Origin of the sequence: Pseudomonas guariconensis (genome assembly GCF_900102675.1) — a bacterium.
GTDB lineage: Bacteria > Pseudomonadota > Gammaproteobacteria > Pseudomonadales > Pseudomonadaceae > Aquipseudomonas > Aquipseudomonas guariconensis.
In genome coordinates this window covers 81,487-96,482 of sequence record NZ_FMYX01000008.1, presented here as the reverse complement: position 1 = coordinate 96,482, position 14,996 = coordinate 81,487, and the positions used below count along the sequence as shown (strand labels likewise).

At 61.6% G+C, this 14,996-nt stretch carries 14 protein-coding genes; 6 read left to right on the top strand and 8 right to left on the bottom strand.

Features of this window, described 5'->3' with window-relative positions:
- Positions 1 to 142 precede the first annotated feature (142 nt).
- The 7 genes from BLS27_RS14780 to acs all read right to left on the bottom strand — a co-directional run bounded on the left by BLS27_RS14780 (position 143) and on the right by acs (position 8,304).
- Positions 143 to 1,363: an aspartate aminotransferase family protein gene (locus BLS27_RS14780; protein ID WP_090345403.1), complete on the bottom strand. Its 1,221-nt coding sequence runs from the start codon at positions 1,361 to 1,363 to the stop codon at positions 143 to 145.
- A gap of 327 nt (positions 1,364 to 1,690) precedes the next feature.
- Positions 1,691 to 2,671 (bottom strand): transcriptional regulator ArgR, encoded by a 981-nt coding sequence (gene argR / locus BLS27_RS14775; RefSeq protein ID WP_043209396.1) that lies wholly within the window; start codon positions 2,669 to 2,671, stop codon positions 1,691 to 1,693.
- Between the two features lie 99 nt (positions 2,672 to 2,770).
- Positions 2,771 to 3,535 carry an ABC transporter ATP-binding protein gene (locus BLS27_RS14770; protein ID WP_043209394.1) on the bottom strand — a complete coding sequence of 255 codons (765 nt, stop codon included), beginning with the start codon at positions 3,533 to 3,535 and terminating at the stop codon, positions 2,771 to 2,773.
- Between the two features lie 22 nt (positions 3,536 to 3,557).
- The gene (locus BLS27_RS14765; RefSeq protein ID WP_043209392.1) at positions 3,558 to 4,256 is read right to left on the bottom strand and encodes an ABC transporter permease; all 699 of its coding nucleotides are present in this window, start codon (positions 4,254 to 4,256) and stop codon (positions 3,558 to 3,560) included.
- Entirely contained in the window at positions 4,253 to 4,942 is a 690-nt protein-coding gene (locus BLS27_RS14760) for an ABC transporter permease (RefSeq protein ID WP_043209390.1), read from the bottom strand. The genes BLS27_RS14765 and BLS27_RS14760 overlap by 4 nt, the downstream gene beginning before the upstream one ends.
- 90 nt (positions 4,943 to 5,032) lie before the next feature.
- Positions 5,033 to 5,818 carry an ABC transporter substrate-binding protein gene (locus BLS27_RS14755; RefSeq protein ID WP_043209388.1) on the bottom strand — a complete coding sequence of 262 codons (786 nt, stop codon included), beginning with the start codon at positions 5,816 to 5,818 and terminating at the stop codon, positions 5,033 to 5,035.
- 524 nt (positions 5,819 to 6,342) lie between these two features.
- The gene (gene acs, locus BLS27_RS14750) at positions 6,343 to 8,304 is read right to left on the bottom strand and encodes an acetate--CoA ligase (RefSeq protein ID WP_090345401.1); all 1,962 of its coding nucleotides are present in this window, start codon (positions 8,302 to 8,304) and stop codon (positions 6,343 to 6,345) included.
- A 416-nt stretch (positions 8,305 to 8,720) separates the two neighbouring features.
- Here acs and BLS27_RS14745 point away from each other — a divergent pair, with 416 nt between their 5' ends.
- Positions 8,721 to 8,978, top strand: coding sequence for a DUF2790 domain-containing protein (locus BLS27_RS14745; RefSeq protein ID WP_043209383.1), 258 nt, complete (start codon positions 8,721 to 8,723; stop codon positions 8,976 to 8,978).
- A 94-nt stretch (positions 8,979 to 9,072) separates the two neighbouring features.
- Here BLS27_RS14745 and BLS27_RS14740 read toward each other — a convergent pair whose 3' ends face one another.
- Positions 9,073 to 10,632 (bottom strand): sigma-54-dependent phenylalanine hydroxylase transcriptional regulator PhhR, encoded by a 1,560-nt coding sequence (locus BLS27_RS14740; RefSeq protein WP_043209382.1) that lies wholly within the window; start codon positions 10,630 to 10,632, stop codon positions 9,073 to 9,075.
- Between the two features lie 257 nt (positions 10,633 to 10,889).
- Here BLS27_RS14740 and phhA point away from each other — a divergent pair, with 257 nt between their 5' ends.
- From phhA to BLS27_RS14715, 5 genes are all read left to right on the top strand, one after another.
- Positions 10,890 to 11,678 carry a phenylalanine 4-monooxygenase gene (phhA, locus tag BLS27_RS14730; RefSeq protein ID WP_043209381.1) on the top strand — a complete coding sequence of 263 codons (789 nt, stop codon included), beginning with the start codon at positions 10,890 to 10,892 and terminating at the stop codon, positions 11,676 to 11,678.
- A gap of 39 nt (positions 11,679 to 11,717) precedes the next feature.
- Positions 11,718 to 12,074 carry a 4a-hydroxytetrahydrobiopterin dehydratase gene (locus BLS27_RS14725; protein ID WP_028691075.1) on the top strand — a complete coding sequence of 119 codons (357 nt, stop codon included), beginning with the start codon at positions 11,718 to 11,720 and terminating at the stop codon, positions 12,072 to 12,074.
- The gene (locus BLS27_RS14720) at positions 12,071 to 13,267 is read left to right on the top strand and encodes an amino acid aminotransferase (protein WP_167358103.1); all 1,197 of its coding nucleotides are present in this window, start codon (positions 12,071 to 12,073) and stop codon (positions 13,265 to 13,267) included. The genes BLS27_RS14725 and BLS27_RS14720 overlap by 4 nt, the downstream gene beginning before the upstream one ends.
- A gap of 232 nt (positions 13,268 to 13,499) precedes the next feature.
- Positions 13,500 to 13,628: a hypothetical protein gene (locus BLS27_RS24065; protein WP_256543836.1), complete on the top strand. Its 129-nt coding sequence runs from the start codon at positions 13,500 to 13,502 to the stop codon at positions 13,626 to 13,628.
- A 102-nt stretch (positions 13,629 to 13,730) separates the two neighbouring features.
- Entirely contained in the window at positions 13,731 to 14,930 is a 1,200-nt protein-coding gene (locus tag BLS27_RS14715; RefSeq protein ID WP_090345397.1) for an MFS transporter, read from the top strand.
- Positions 14,931 to 14,996: the final 66 nt, after the last annotated feature.

Below are 14,996 nucleotides of genomic sequence, written 5' to 3'. Positions count from 1 at the left end.
ACTCCTTTGGGAAAACAGGCCGACGCATCGGCACGGAAAAACAACGGGCGCGCTACTTCGTTGGAAAGCGGGCGCCCGCGCAGAAATTCGGGTATCGCCAGCCCCGACCGCAGTCAGGGCCGGCGAAGGTGACCGCGGGCTATCAGCCCTGGATCAGCTTGGCCACAGCACGCTCGAAGCGCGCCAGACCTTCGTCGATGTCAGCATCTTCCACCACCAAGCTCGGGGCGAAGCGCACCACGTCCGGGCCGGCTTGCAGGACCATCACGCCTTCTTTCTCGGCGGCATTGAGGATGTCCTTGGCCTTACCTTTCCAGGCATCGCTGAGCACGCAACCGATCAGCAGGCCGACGCCACGCACCTGGGTGAACAGGCCGGACTGCTGGCCGATCTGCTCCAGGCGAGACTTGAAGCGCTCGTGCTTGGCCTTGATGCCGGCCAGCGTCTCAGGCGTGTTGACCACGTCGAGCACGGCGCAGGCCACGGCGCAGGCCAGCGGGTTACCGCCATAGGTGGTGCCGTGGGTGCCGACGGCCAGGTGCTTGGCAAGGTCGGTGGTGGTCAGCATGGCGCCAATCGGGAAACCGCCGCCCAGGCTCTTGGCGCTGGTGAGGATATCCGGGGTCACGCCATAGTGCTGGTAGGCATACAGCGAGCCGGTACGGCCCACGCCGGTCTGCACTTCGTCGAAGATCAGCAGCGCGTTGTGTTCGTCGCACAGCTTGCGCGCGCCTTCCAGGTAGGCCTTGTCAGCCGGAACCACACCACTCTCGCCCTGGATCGGCTCGATCACCACAGCGCAGGTCTTGTCGGAAATCTGGGCTTTCAGCGCTTCGAGGTCGTTGTATGGCACATGGCTGATACCGGTGATCTTCGGACCGAAGCCATCGGAGTACTTGGGCTGGCCACCGACACTGACGGTGAACAGGGTGCGACCGTGGAAGCTGTTCACGGTGGCGATGATCTCGTGCTTCTCCGGGCCGAAGCGGTCATGGGCCACGCGACGGGCCAGCTTGAAAGCGGCCTCGTTGGACTCGGCGCCAGAGTTGCAGAAGAAGGCACGCTCGGCGAAGGTCGCGTCCACCAGCTTGTGGGCCAGGCGCAGGGCCGGCTCGTTGGTGAAGACGTTGGACACATGCCACAGGGTATTGGCCTGCTCGGTGAGGGCCTTGACCAGCGCCGGATGGCAATGACCCAAGGCGTTCACGGCGATACCACCGGCGAAGTCGATCAGTTCGCGACCCGACTGGTCCCAGACTCGGGAGCCCTCGCCTCGCACAGGAATGAAGGCCGCCGGAGAATAGTTGGGAACCATGACCTGGTCGAAATCGGCACGTTGCACCGGGGCTTGCTCAACGGACATCTGAGTCTCCTGAAGAGGAACGCTGGCCTGGAAGTGGCGAGCGATGGGGGGATTGTAAGGACTGATCGGCGCCTGTCCTTGCTGCCAGGCGACAACTTGTTACAGCGCAAAACCCTGTTTCAGGCAGGTTTTCGGCAATGCGACAAACACTGTCGCAATCGCGCAGTGTACGGGAGAGAAAGGGATGGGTGAACGGGTGTTCACATAAGAAGAGCGGTGGCCTTTTCGCAGGTGAGCCCGCCCCACAGGCCACGCCGGGCACCAACGCCGACGGGGACCTGCAGGCGCAGGCTCACCTGCGAAAAAGGCCGACTCGAACGATCAGACTCAGCCCTTTTCGGCAGGCGCCGAACTGAGCTCGAACGGGCTGGCGCTGCGCCGCTGATTGCGGTCTTCGCGCGGGGTGGCCCCAAAGAAGTTGCGGTAGGCACTGGAGAAATGCGGCCCGGAGGAAAACCCGCACGACAACCCGATCTGGATGATCGACTTGCTAGTCTGCATCAGCATCTGCCGCGCCTTGTTCAGGCGCAGCTCCAAGTAATACTGGCTGGGTACGCGATTGAGGTACTGCTTGAAGATTCGCTCGAGTTGCCGACGGGACACACACACGTGCTGGGCGATTTCGTCGGTGGTCAGCGGCTCTTCGATGTTGGCCTCCATCAGCAGCACCGCCTGGGTGAGCTTCGGATGGCTGGAGCCGAGCCGATTCTGCAGCGGAATACGCTGGCGCTCGCCCCCTTCACGGATGCGCTCGACCACCAGCTCCTCAGACACCGCTCCGGCAAGCTCGGCGCCGTGATCACGCGCCAGCACCGCCAGCAGCAGGTCGGTGACAGCCATGCCACCGCATGCGGTCAGGCGATCACGGTCCCAGTCGAATAGGTGACTGGTGGCGATGACCTTGGGAAAGCGCTCGGCAAAGTCATCCTGCCAACGCCAGTGCACTGCGGCGCGATAACCATCGAGCAGACCCAGCGCCGCCAGCGGGTACACACCGGCCGACAGACCACCGATCAGGCAACCGCTGCGCGCCAATTGCTTGAGCGCGGACGACAGGGCCGAGCCCACCGCCACTGGCGGCTCATCCGCCAGAAGAAAGAGCTTCTGACAGCCCTCCAGACGACCGCTCCAAGGCTCGCCCGGCAAGCGCCAGGCCCCATCGGGCGCTACTTCAGCCTGGAGAAACACCAACTCGTAAGACACATCCGGATGCACCCGCTGGGCGACCTGCAGCACTTCCTCGGCCAGCGCCAGGGTCAGCGGCCGGGTACTGGGCCAGATGAGAAATCCGATTCGCTGGGTGGTCATAGGGCGTGGTCCGAAACCTGGGATCGTTCGTGTCTGTGGCGCCGGGTCAGGCTGCGCTTCGCTGCGCAGCATGCCCTATTCTGGTGCAAGGTGCAGCCTTTACTTCAGGCTGCCGGAAAGAAACTGCTTGAGTCGCTCCGACTGCGGATTGACCAGCACTTCACGCGGGTTGCCGCGCTCTTCCACCAACCCCTTGTGCAGGAACACCAATTGGTTGGACACCTCACGGGCGAAGCCCATTTCGTGAGTCACCACGACCATGGTGCGGCCTTCCTGAGCCAGCGATTGCATGACCTTGAGCACATCGCCCACCAGCTCCGGGTCAAGGGCCGAGGTCGGCTCGTCGAACAGCATCACCTCAGGCTCCATGGCCAAGGCCCGGGCGATCGCGACCCGCTGCTGCTCACCACCGGACATGTGCCCGGGGAAGGCATCCTTGCGATGGGCCACGCCCACCTTGTTCAAGTAGTGCTCGGCTTTTTCCAGCGCTTGCTTGCGGCTCACGCCCAGCACATGCACAGGAGCCTCGATCACATTCTCCAGCGCCGTCATGTGCGACCAGAGGTTGAAGTGCTGGAACACCATCGACAGGCGCGAACGCATGCGCTGCAACTGTTTGGGGTCGGCGGCCTTGAGCGCGCCATCCTTGCCGGGGACCAGCTTGAGCTCTTCATTGTTGAGCAGGATCTTCCCGGCGTGCGGCTGCTCGAGCAGGTTGATGCAGCGCAGGAAGGTCGACTTGCCCGAACCACTGGAGCCGATGATGCTGATCACGTCGCCCGCCTTGGCTTCGAGCGAAATGCCCTTGAGCACTTCGTGGCTGCCGTAGCGCTTATGCAGGTCTTGGACTTGAAGTTTGTACATGCTGTCGGTTCTCACAGAGCGATCAGTGCTTGCGTGGCGCCAGGTAGCTGAGCCAGCGGCGTTCGGCCATCTTGAACAGGCGCACCAGAATGAAGGTCAGGCACAGGTAGAACACGCCCGCCGTGATGTAGGCCTCGAAAGGCAGGTAGTACTGGGCATTGACGGTACGTGCCGCGCCCGTGATGTCGATCAGGGTGACGATCGAGGCCAGACTGGTGGTCTGCAGCATCATGATCACCTCGTTGCTGTACTGCGGCAGCGCCCGGCGCAAGGCCGACGGCAGCAGGATGCGGCGGTACATCATCATGCGCGACATGCCCATGGCCTTGGCCGCTTCGATCTCACCGTGCGGGGTGGCCCGCAGACTGCCGGCGATGATCTCGGCCGTGTAGGCGCTGGTATTGATCGCAAAGGCCAGGCACGCGCAGAAGGTCGCGCTCGACAGCCAGGGCCAGAGGAAGCTTTCGCGCACGGCTTCGAACTGCGCCAGACCGTAGTAGATCAGGAACAGCTGCACGAGCATCGGCGTGCCACGGATCACATAGGTATAGAGCCAGGCGACCAGGCTCACCAGCGGCTGCTTGGAGACACGCATCAGGCCCAGGGGAATGGCCGTCAGCAAGCCGAAGAACAGCGACAGCGCCAGCAGCTTCAAGGTGGTCAGCAGGCCGCCCAGGTAAAGGGGCATGGCCTCCCAGATGACGTTGTAGTCGAAGATCATAGTTCAGCCACCTTTACGCCCACCGAATAGCGTCGCTCGAGGTACTTCAGGGCCAGCAGCGAGATGCTGGTGAGCACCAGGTACAGTGCCGCTACTGCCAGGAAGAAGGTAAAAGGCTCGCGTGTGGCGTCGGCCGCCTGCTTGGCCTTGAACATCATGTCCTGCAGGCCGACCACCGAGATCAGCGCCGTGGCCTTGGTCAGCACCAACCAGTTGTTGGTGAAGCCCGGGATCGCCAGACGGATCATTTGCGGCACCATGATGCGGAAGAAAACCTGCATGCCGCTCATGCCATAGGCCATGCCCGCCTCGGCCTGCCCTTTGGGTATACCCAGGAAGGCACCGCGGAATGTTTCGGAAAGGTACGCACCGAAAATGAAGCCCAAGGTGCCCACACCGGCCACTAACGGATTGAGGTCAATGTAGTCTTCATAGCCGACCAGCGGCGCAATGCGGTTGATCAGATCCTGACCGCCATAGAAGATCAGCAGGATCAGCACCAGATCTGGAATGCCACGGATCACCGTGGCGTACATATCACCCAGCCAGGCCAACCAGCGTACTGGCGACAAACGCAGCGCCACGCCGATCAGGCCAAGCACGATAGCCAGGGCCATCGACGACAGGGCGAGCTGCAGCGTCAGCCATGCCCCATCGAGGATGACTGCCCCGTAGCCTTTCAACATGATTGGGATTCCTCGGGACTTGGAATGAAAAATGGTGCAAACCTCAGAGCCTCTGCTGTTTGCACCATTGCACAGGTGAAACCCAACGTCTTACTGAGCTTCAGGCCCATAGATGTCGAAGTTGAAGTACTTGGCTTCGATGGCCTTGTACTTACCGTTCTTGCGGATCGCGTCGATCGCGGCATTGATGCGCTCACGATTGGCGTTGTCGCCCTTGCGCACGGCGATGCCGACGCCGTCACCGAAGTACTTCACGTCGGTGAACGATGGACCGACGAAGGCAAAGCCCTTGCCGGCGTCAGTCTTGAGGAAGCCGTCCTCGAGCAGGGTGGCGTCGGCAACGGTGCCGTCCAGGCGACCGGCCGCGACGTCGAGATAGATTTCGTTCTGAGTGCCGTAAGGCACGACGGTGGCCCCTTTGGGCGCCAGGACTTCCTTGGCGAAGCGGTCATGGATCGAACCGCGCTGCACGCCGATCTTCTTGCCGCTGAGTTCATGCAGGTCTTCGCTGACCTGAGTGCCATCCTTCATGACCAGGCGAGCCGGGGTCAGGTAGTAGCGCTTGGTGAAGTCGACCGACTTCTTGCGGTCTTCGGTGATGGACATGGACGAGAGAATGGCGTCGATCTTGCGCACTTTCAGCGCCGGGATCAGGCCGTCGAACTCTTGCTCGACCCAGGTGCACTTGGCTTTCATCTCTTCGCACAGGGCGTTGCCGATGTCGTAGTCGAAACCGGCGATGCTGCCGTCGGGTTGCTTGAAGGCGAAGGGTGGGTAGGCAGCCTCGATACCGATTTTCAACGGTTTCTCATCGGCCTGCGATACCAGGGACAACACGGACAGCGCCAGGGCGCCAAGCAGTGCGAGCTTCTTCATCAGGTAACTCCATCGGTACAGGGCAATACAAGGCAGGTGTAACGACTGCCCGACATGCGAATGGGTACAACGCGAGCCGCGGGGGTATCGACCAAGGTCGCAGACCACGAGCGAGTGAGTGGCATTTTAACGACAGCCCGGTGGCCGATATTTCTTCAAAGCGACAACTACTTACAGAAGCGCCTTGAACCGCGGCGGGCGATATTGACAGCTCCCGCGCAATATGCAAGAGCAAAAGAAAAATAACCTATAAGCCAAGCAATAAGCGGGCCTATTATTGGCAAAGCCTTGTACTCCGGCAAGTCCAGCGTGCCAGCTTGCAAGAAAAGCCCGCGCGCAGCACCACAAAGGTATCTAACTGTTTCGACTCGCCCCGCTTTTGTGCGAATCCGGTGACAGGAAAGGTTACCGATGAATGTCGGGTAACATCCCTCCAGTAAAGCAAAAACCCCGCCGGTTGCCCGAGCGGGGTTTCGTTGTTTCGAAAAACGCGAGCGAAAGGGGCGCGAAGCGCCCCACAACCATCACGCCGACGCCAACGCCATCGACTTGTGGGTGTCGATCAGATGCTGCACCACCCCAGGGTCGGCCAGCGTCGAGATGTCCCCCAACGCATCGTATTCACCCGTGGCGATCTTGCGCAGGATGCGCCGCATGATCTTGCCCGAGCGAGTCTTGGGCAGCCCCGGCGCCCACTGGATCACGTCCGGCGAAGCGATCGGGCCGATCTCCTTGCGCACCCAGTTCTTAAGCTCCAGACGCAGCGCCTCGCTCGGTTGCTCGCCAGCATTGAGCGTCACGTACACATAGATGCCCTGCCCCTTGATGTCGTGCGGCACGCCCACCACCGCAGCTTCGGCGACCTTGGCATGCGCCACCATGGCGCTTTCGATCTCGGCCGTGCCCATGCGGTGACCGGATACGTTGAGCACGTCATCGACGCGGCCGGTGATCCAGTAGTAGCCATCCTCGTCACGGCGGGCACCGTCACCGGTGAAATACATGCCGCGGAAGGTCTTGAAGTAGGTATCGACGAAGCGGTCGTGGTCGCCGTACAACGAACGCGACTGGCCCGGCCAGGAGTCGAGGATCACCAGGTTACCCTCGGCAGCGCCCTCGATCAGATTGCCCAGGTTGTCCACCAACGCCGGCACTACGCCGAAGAACGGACGGGTCGCCGAGCCAGGCTTCAGGCCCGTGGCGCCTGGCAGCGGGCTGATCAGGATGCCGCCCGTCTCGGTTTGCCACCAAGTGTCAACGATCGGGCAACGCTCCTTGCCCACAGTCTGGTAGTACCAGTTCCAGGCTTCAGGGTTGATCGGCTCGCCCACCGAACCCAGCAGGCGCAGGCTGGAGCCGTCGGCACCGGCCACTGCGGCCTGCCCTTCGGCCATCATGGCGCGAATGGCGGTCGGTGCGGTGTAGAGAATGTTGACCTTGTGCTTGTCGATGATCTTCGACACGCGGGTGATGTCCGGGTAGTTCGGCACGCCTTCGAACAACAGCGTGGTCGCGCCGTTGGCCAGAGGGCCGTAGACGATATAGCTGTGACCGGTGACCCAACCCACGTCGGCGGTGCACCAGTAGACTTCGCCCGGACGGTAGTCGAACACCCGCTCGTGGGTCAGTGCGGCGTACACCAGGTAGCCACCGGTGGTGTGCAGCACACCCTTGGGCTTGCCGGTCGAGCCGGAGGTATAAAGGATGAACAGCGGCTCCTCGGCACCCATTTCCTTCGGGGCGCAGTGGCTGGAGGCGACCTTCATCAAGTCCTCGTACCAGATGTCACGGTGCTGGTGCCAGGCAATGTCACCGCCAGTGCGCTTGCACACGATGATCTTCTGAACGCTGCTGGTTTCAGGGTTAGTCAGGGCCAGGTCGACATTGGCCTTGAGCGGGGTACGACGACCACCGCGCACACCTTCGTCGGCGGTGATGACGACCTTCGAGCGGCAGTCGATGATGCGCCCAGCCAACGCCTCGGGCGAGAAGCCACCGAACACCACCGAGTGGATCGCGCCGATGCGTGCGCAGGCCAGCATGGCCACCACGGCCTCAGGGATCATCGGCATATAGATAGTCACCACGTCACCGCGGTGCACGTCCTGGCCACGCAGGGCGTTGGCGAACTTGCAGACCTGCTCGTGCAACTCGCGATAGGTGATGTTACGGCTGTCAGCCGGGTCGTCGCCTTCCCAAATGATGGCGACCTGATCGCCACGCTCGGCCAGATGACGGTCGAGGCAGTTGTAGGAAACGTTCAGAGTGCCATCAGCGAACCACTTGATGTCGACATGGTGATCGTCGAAGGAGGTCTGCTTGACCTTGGTGAAGGGCTTGATCCAGTCCAGGCGCTGGGCCTGCTCGCGCCAGAAGCCGTCCGGGTTGATCACCGACTGCTGGTACATGGCCTTGTAGGTGGCCTCGTCGGTCAGGGTATTGGCCGCAACCTCGGGACGAACGGGATACAGGGGAGCCGCACTCATCTGTTTTACCTCGGTGTAATAGTTGTTTTTGTATGGAATCGTTTGTAACTGTACCAGAGCGCGAAAAGCCATTCGACGTTGGTAGTAGCGAAACGCTGAATTCCCTACAAAAACTTACACAACCGCTCTAACCCAGCACTCACAGGGCGGTGAAGAAAAAAAACGAGGAGCCGATCCTGGGGATTGTTACAGATTCTGTCAAAAGGCAAAAAAACTTTATCAAAAGTCCATCTGTTTCAGTGCACTGCCCCGCCATAAAATTCATCTCGCCAACAACGGCAAGGCGATTAACTCAAGTAACAGCCCCCACGAAGGCAAGTTGATCCCTCTCTTGATCCGATAGTTAAGACCTGGCTGTACTCGCGGCGCCAAAAGCGCCGCGTGCCCCCTCACGACCTAAAATAGGTAAATTGAAAATGAAAGCGTTACTGGCATTGGTACTTGGCGGTCTTTGCAGCGCGGCGATGGCCGACGAAGTTGCAAAGGATGTCGAGCAGATTCCGGTTGAGCAGTACAGTTACTCGCAGCATCTGGACATCGCCCGGGTGCTCTCCATGAGCGAAGTCCCGAACGTCTGTGAAGTGGTTCCAGCCCGCATGACGTATGAGGATTCCCAGGGCCAGAAGCACATCCTCGAATACCGCGTGATGGGCAACGGCTGCTCCAACGGCTGACATTGGCAGTAACGCCCGCTGCGCCTCGAACATCCCGAGGCGCGGCGCCAAAAGTTGTGTTTATTCAATATCCGAGTAATTCATATCTCTTACTTCATTCCGCCGATTTGTTGAGCGAGTAATCGCGCAACTTATTGGCTATTGTCGTATGTGAAACACCCAGACGTTTGCCCAGCGCTCGACTACTGGAATATTCCGTCATCAAGGATTCCAGCACGGCCTTTTCAAATCGTCCGACAATTTGCGCAAGATCCCCTTCCAGCGAAAACTCACCCAATGGTTGCCGCGCCCCATAGTCCGGCAGGCGAATATGCTCGCCCTTCACTACCCCGCCCTCGCACAACGACACCGCCTGGAACAGCACGTTCTCCAACTGGCGCACATTGCCTGGCCAGTGGTACTGGCTGAGCTTGTCCATTGCCGCTGGCGCCAGACGCGGCATCGGGCAACCAATCTGCCGACTGGCCTGGTCGAGAAAATGCTGCACCAGCCCGTCCAGCCCGTCCATGCACTCGCGCAGCGGCGGGATATGCAGCGACAACACATTGAGGCGGTGATACAGGTCCTGGCGGAACTCGCCCCGGGCGCACAACTCGGAGAGATCGACCTGGGTGGCGCAAATGACCCGCACATCGAGATACACCTCCTCGTCACTGCCCACCCGGCGGAAGCAGCCATCCTGCAGGAACCGCAGCAGCTTGACCTGCAGGCGCGGGCTCATCTCTCCCACACCGTCGAGGAACAACGTGCCACCGGCGGTCAGCTCCAGCAGGCCCAGCTTGCCTTCGGCCCGGGCGCCTTCGAAAGCCCCCGGGCCATAGCCGAACAGCTCAGTCTCAGCCATCGATTCCGGAAGGCCCGCGCAGTTGAGTGCCATCAGCGGCGCCTGGCCGCGTGGGCTGGCCAGGTGACAGGCACGCGCCAACAGCTCCTTGCCGGTACCCGTTTCGCCTTCGATCAGCAGCGGTGCATCCAGAGGCGCCATGCGCCGCGCCTCGCGCACCACCGCAGCCATCACCCGAGAGCTCTGGAAAATACTGTCGAAGCCGCGCAGCTCCTGCTTGCGCACGTTGTAGATACGCTCACCGATACGATCTGCCCGGTGTAGCGTCAGCACCGCACCCGCCAGCGCCTCGCTGTCGTCGTGCTCCGATTGCAGCGGCGCGATATCGGCAAGAAACACATCGCCCTTGACCTTGACGCGCAAGCCGTTGATCCGCGACTTGTTGGCCCGTACCAGTTCCGGCAGGTCGAAGTCCTCGACATAACGCGCCAGCGGAAGCCCCGGCACTTCGTCGACCCGCACCCCCAGCAACTGGGCGGCGCTGCGGTTGGCCGCGACGATGCTGCCGCCCATGTCGACCGACAATACCGGGAAATCCAGCGCACCGAGCAAGGCGTTGAGTTCCATGTGCCGGCGTTCGCTGGGCATCAAGCCTACGCGTTTGACCCCGAACACACCGGCGATCGACTCGAACTTGGGCCGCAGCGCCTGGAACTGCAGGTTGATCAGGTTCGGGCAGTGCAGGTAGATGGCATTGCCGTGATCGCCGCCAACCTCCCCACGCAACACGTTGATGCCGTATTCCACCAACAGGTTGAGGATGTCCCGCAGGATGCCGATGCGGTTCTGACAATGCACTTTGATACGCATGGAAAAGCCCCGAGGCGCGCAGAAATTTCAGCGACGCGTGGAAAAGTCGTAAAGATAAGCTGACAAAAACCCAGCTAAGGCCAGCTCGATGCCTGTGATTTTCCGGCATCCCGGCCTTTTTGTAAAATTAACGTTACAGAAACTACGTAGCGATTCGGCCCACCCACGCGCCATACCCCGTGCAAAGGCTCAGGCAAGGGGATATTCCTTAAGGCATGTCCTGCACATAACAAGAAAGCCCTCACCAGGAGAGCCACATGAAACAGACGCAATACGTGGCACGCGAGCCCGATGCGCATGGTTTTATCGACTACCCGCAACAGGAACACGCGGTGTGGAACACCCTGATCACCCGACAGATGAAAGTGATCGAAGGCCGCGCCTGCCAGGAATACCTCGACGGCATCGAGCAGCTCAAGCTGCCCTACGACCGCATCCCGCAACTGGGCGAAATCAACAAGGTCCTGGGCGCCACCACCGGCTGGCAAGTCGCCCGCGTCCCTGCGTTGATCCCTTTCCAGACCTTCTTCGAGCTGCTGGCCAGCAAACGCTTCCCGGTGGCCACGTTCATCCGTACCCCCGAAGAGCTGGACTACCTGCAGGAACCGGACATCTTCCATGAGATCTTCGGCCATTGCCCGCTGCTGACCAACCCCTGGTTCGCCGAGTTCACCCACACCTACGGCAAGCTGGGCCTGGCGGCGACCAAGGAAGAACGCGTCTACCTGGCCCGCCTGTACTGGATGACCATCGAGTTCGGCCTGATGGAGACTGCCCAAGGTCGCAAGATCTACGGCGGCGGCATCCTCTCCTCGCCCAAGGAAACCGTCTACAGCCTGTCCGACGAGCCAGAGCACCAGGCGTTCGATCCGATCGAAGCCATGCGCACGCCCTATCGCATCGATATCCTGCAGCCTCTGTACTTTGTCCTGCCTAACCTCAAGCGTTTGTTCGACCTGGCCCACGAAGACATCATGGGCATGGTCCACCAGGCCATGAAACTGGGCCTGCACGCGCCGAAGTTTCCACCCAAGGCGGCTGCCTGAGCTGCCTTGTCGATAACAACTCAAATCGGAAAAACACCCATGAATGCCTTGAACCAAGCCCATTGCGAAGCCTGCCGCGCCGACGCCCCTAAAGTCACCGACGAAGAACTGGCCGAACTGATCCGTGAGATCCCGGACTGGAACATTGAAGTGCGTGACGGCCACATGGAGCTGGAGCGTGTCTTCCTGTTCAAGAACTTCAAGCATGCCCTGGCCTTTACCAACGCCATCGGTGAAATCGCCGAAGCCGAAGGCCACCACCCTGGTCTGCTGACCGAGTGGGGCAAGGTCACCGTTACCTGGTGGAGCCACTCGATCAAGGGCCTGCACCGCAACGACTTCATCATGTGCGCCCGCACCGACGAAGTCGCCAAGACCGCCGAAGGGCGCAAGTGATGCATTTCGCGGCCATTGGCCGGGTCCCAGGCGACCCGATCCTCGGGCTGATGGAAGCCTACGCCCGCGACACCAACCCGGCCAAGTTCGACCTGGGCGTGGGCGTGTTCAAGGACGCCCAGGGCATGACCCCGATTCCCGCGGCGGTCAAGCAGGCCGAACAGCGCCTGGTGGAGCATCAAGCCACCAAGAGCTACGTGGGCGGCCATGGCGATGCTGAGTTCGGCCGCCTGGTCAGCGAACTGGTCTTGGGCAGCGCCTCGCCGCTGCTCGACAGCCACCGTGCCGGCGCCACCCAGACCCCTGGCGGCACCGGCGCCCTGCGCCTGGCGGCGGAGTTCATCGCCCATTGCCTGCCGGGGCGTGGCATCTGGCTCAGCGACCCCACCTGGCCGATCCACGAGACCATTTTTGCTGGCGCCAAGCTTAAGGTGTCCCATTATCCCTACGTGGGTGCGGACAACCGCCTGGATGTCGCCGGCATGCTGGCCGCTTTGGAACAGGCTCCGGAAGGCGACGTCGTGCTGCTGCACGCCTGCTGCCACAACCCCACCGGTTTCGACCTGAGCCAGGACGATTGGCGCGCCGTGCTCGAAGTCGTGCGCAAGCGCAACCTGCTGCCGCTGATCGACTTTGCCTACCAAGGTTTCGGTGATGGTCTGGAAGAAGACGCCTGGGCGGTTCGCCTGTTCGCTGCGCAACTGCCTGAACTGCTGATCACCAGTAGCTGCTCGAAAAACTTTGGCTTGTACCGCGACCGGACCGGCGCACTGCTGGTCTGCAGCCATGACGCCGAAAAGCTCCTGGATGTACGTAGCCAACTGGCGCTGCTGGCCCGCAACCTGTGGTCCACACCACCGGACCATGGCGCCGCGGTGGTCGCACAGATCCTCGGCGATCCGGCCCTCAAGGCGCTCTGGATCGAAGAGGTCAACGCCATGCGCCAGCGCATCGCCGAATTGCGCGAGGGACTGGTCAAGGCCTTGGCCCCCCATGGTCTGGCCGAGCGCTTCGCCCACATCGCCGCGCAACGCGGGATGTTCTCCTACACAGGGCTGAACCCGGAGCAGGTCCGCCTGCTGCGTGAAAAGCACAGTGTGTACATGGTCGGCACAGGTCGGGCGAATATCGCCGGGGCCGATGCGCAGCGACTGGAGCAACTGGCAGCGGCCATCGCCGACGTCTGCCGGTAAGTGCCTATTCGCGGGTAAACCGCTCTGCCAAGGCTTGCACGAGGCCTTTGCCGGAGCGGGCTTACCCCCGCGAAAAAGCTTCCCCGATTGTCCGATAGCCGCCCGCAAAACCGCGCCGCAGGGCGGAAAAAACTCAAACTGTCATCCGGACTCCTGTATCCTGCCCCAGCTTTTCGAAGCCACTCACGCGCCTGGCGCAGTCTTTTCACTCACACTTGCGAGGAACGACGAGATGCATGAAATCCCGAATCTTCCCTTCCCAAGCCTGAACCCCGAAGAGCAAACCGTTGCCGCCCACACCGAACCGACGCCTGCCGTCGAACAGGATGGCGACGATCAATCCAGCGCTGACCAGGAATAAATCGCGCATCCCCCAGACTGTGTGAAAACGGCTGACTCGCGGGAACTTGCCCGTCATCGCGTTTTCACACCGTCCAGAACCCTCTACCCGCCAAAGACCTCCATGCCCGACTCACCGCGTCCCCTTGCGGTCACCCTGCAAGTCGTCTCCATCGTCCTTTTCACCTTTATCGGCTACCTGAACATCGGCATTCCCTTGGCTGTGCTGCCGGGCTATGTGCACAACGACCTGGGTTTCAGCGCGATCGTCGCAGGGCTGGTGATCAGCGTGCAGTACCTGGCCACCCTGCTCAGCCGCCCCCATGCCGGGCGCATCATCGACAATCTCGGCAGCAAGAAGGCCGTGATGTATGGCCTGCTCGGCTGCGGCCTGAGCGGCGTGCTGATGCTGGCCAGCAGCTTCTTCCCCCACCTGCCCTGGCTGAGCCTGGCGTGCCTGCTCATTGGACGCCTGGTGCTGGGCAGCGCAGAAAGCCTGGTCGGCTCAGGCGCCATCGGCTGGGGCATCGGCCGGGTCGGTGCCGAGCACACCGCCAAGGTGATTTCCTGGAACGGCATCGCCAGCTATGGCGCCCTGGCGGTTGGTGCACCGCTTGGAGTGCTGATGGTGGAAAGCCTGGGGCTGTGGAGCATGGGCGTGAGCATCATCCTGCTGGGGATCATCGGCCTGTTGCTGGCCTGGCCCAAGCGTGCCGCGCCGATCGTCGCCGGCGTGCGGCTACCGTTCCTACGGGTCTTGGGCAAGGTATTCCCGCATGGCTCGGGGCTGGCCCTGGGCTCGATCGGTTTCGGCACCATTGCCACCTTCATCACGCTCTATTACGCCAGCCGCGACTGGAACAACGCAGCGCTGTGCCTGAGCGTGTTCGGGGCCTGCTTCATCGGGGCCCGCTTGTTGTTCGGCCACTTGATCAATCGTATCGGCGGGTTCCGCGTGGCCATCGCCTGCCTGGCCGTCGAAGCCCTTGGCCTGTTGATGCTATGGCAGGCGACCAGCGCGGAGCTGGCCCTGGCGGGCGCCGCCCTCAGTGGTTTCGGTTTTTCGCTGGTGTTTCCGGCGCTGGGCGTGGAGGCAGTCAATCAAGTCTCAGCTGCCAACCGCGGGGCTGCGGTAGGCGCCTATTCGCTATTCATCGATCTGTCGCTGGGCATCACCGGGCCCTTGGTGGGCGCGGTGGCGTCGGGCTTCGGCTTTGCTTCGATCTTTCTGTTCGCCGCCGGCGCGGCGGCTTGCGGGCTGGTGTTGAGTCTCTATTTGTACCGCCAGGCACGACGCCCGCGCCAGCACGCCGACGAAACCTGAGAGCCCTGCACTGCCTGATCCGCTTCTTCGCGGGTAAGCCCGCTTCCACAAGGGTTGGCGATGATC

Bases quoted from the DNA above. Each gene is read 5' to 3' on its own strand.
- BLS27_RS24065 (WP_256543836.1), top strand. From the start codon at position 13,500: ATGCATGAAATCCCGAATCTTCCCTTCCCAAGCCTGAACCCCGAAGAG.
- BLS27_RS14765 (WP_043209392.1), bottom strand. From the start codon at position 4,256: ATGATCTTCGACTACAACGTCATCTGGGAGGCCATGCCCCTTTACCTG.
- acs (WP_090345401.1), bottom strand. From the start codon at position 8,304: ATGAGTGCGGCTCCCCTGTATCCCGTTCGTCCCGAGGTTGCGGCCAAT.
- BLS27_RS14715 (WP_090345397.1), top strand. From the start codon at position 13,731: ATGCCCGACTCACCGCGTCCCCTTGCGGTCACCCTGCAAGTCGTCTCC.
- BLS27_RS14770 (WP_043209394.1), bottom strand. From the start codon at position 3,535: ATGTACAAACTTCAAGTCCAAGACCTGCATAAGCGCTACGGCAGCCAC.
- BLS27_RS14760 (WP_043209390.1), bottom strand. From the start codon at position 4,942: ATGTTGAAAGGCTACGGGGCAGTCATCCTCGATGGGGCATGGCTGACG.
- BLS27_RS14725 (WP_028691075.1), top strand. From the start codon at position 11,718: ATGAATGCCTTGAACCAAGCCCATTGCGAAGCCTGCCGCGCCGACGCC.
- BLS27_RS14740 (WP_043209382.1), bottom strand. From the start codon at position 10,632: ATGCGTATCAAAGTGCATTGTCAGAACCGCATCGGCATCCTGCGGGAC.
- BLS27_RS14780 (WP_090345403.1), bottom strand. From the start codon at position 1,363: ATGTCCGTTGAGCAAGCCCCGGTGCAACGTGCCGATTTCGACCAGGTC.
- BLS27_RS14755 (WP_043209388.1), bottom strand. From the start codon at position 5,818: ATGAAGAAGCTCGCACTGCTTGGCGCCCTGGCGCTGTCCGTGTTGTCC.
- BLS27_RS14745 (WP_043209383.1), top strand. From the start codon at position 8,721: ATGAAAGCGTTACTGGCATTGGTACTTGGCGGTCTTTGCAGCGCGGCG.
- phhA (WP_043209381.1), top strand. From the start codon at position 10,890: ATGAAACAGACGCAATACGTGGCACGCGAGCCCGATGCGCATGGTTTT.
- argR (WP_043209396.1), bottom strand. From the start codon at position 2,671: ATGACCACCCAGCGAATCGGATTTCTCATCTGGCCCAGTACCCGGCCG.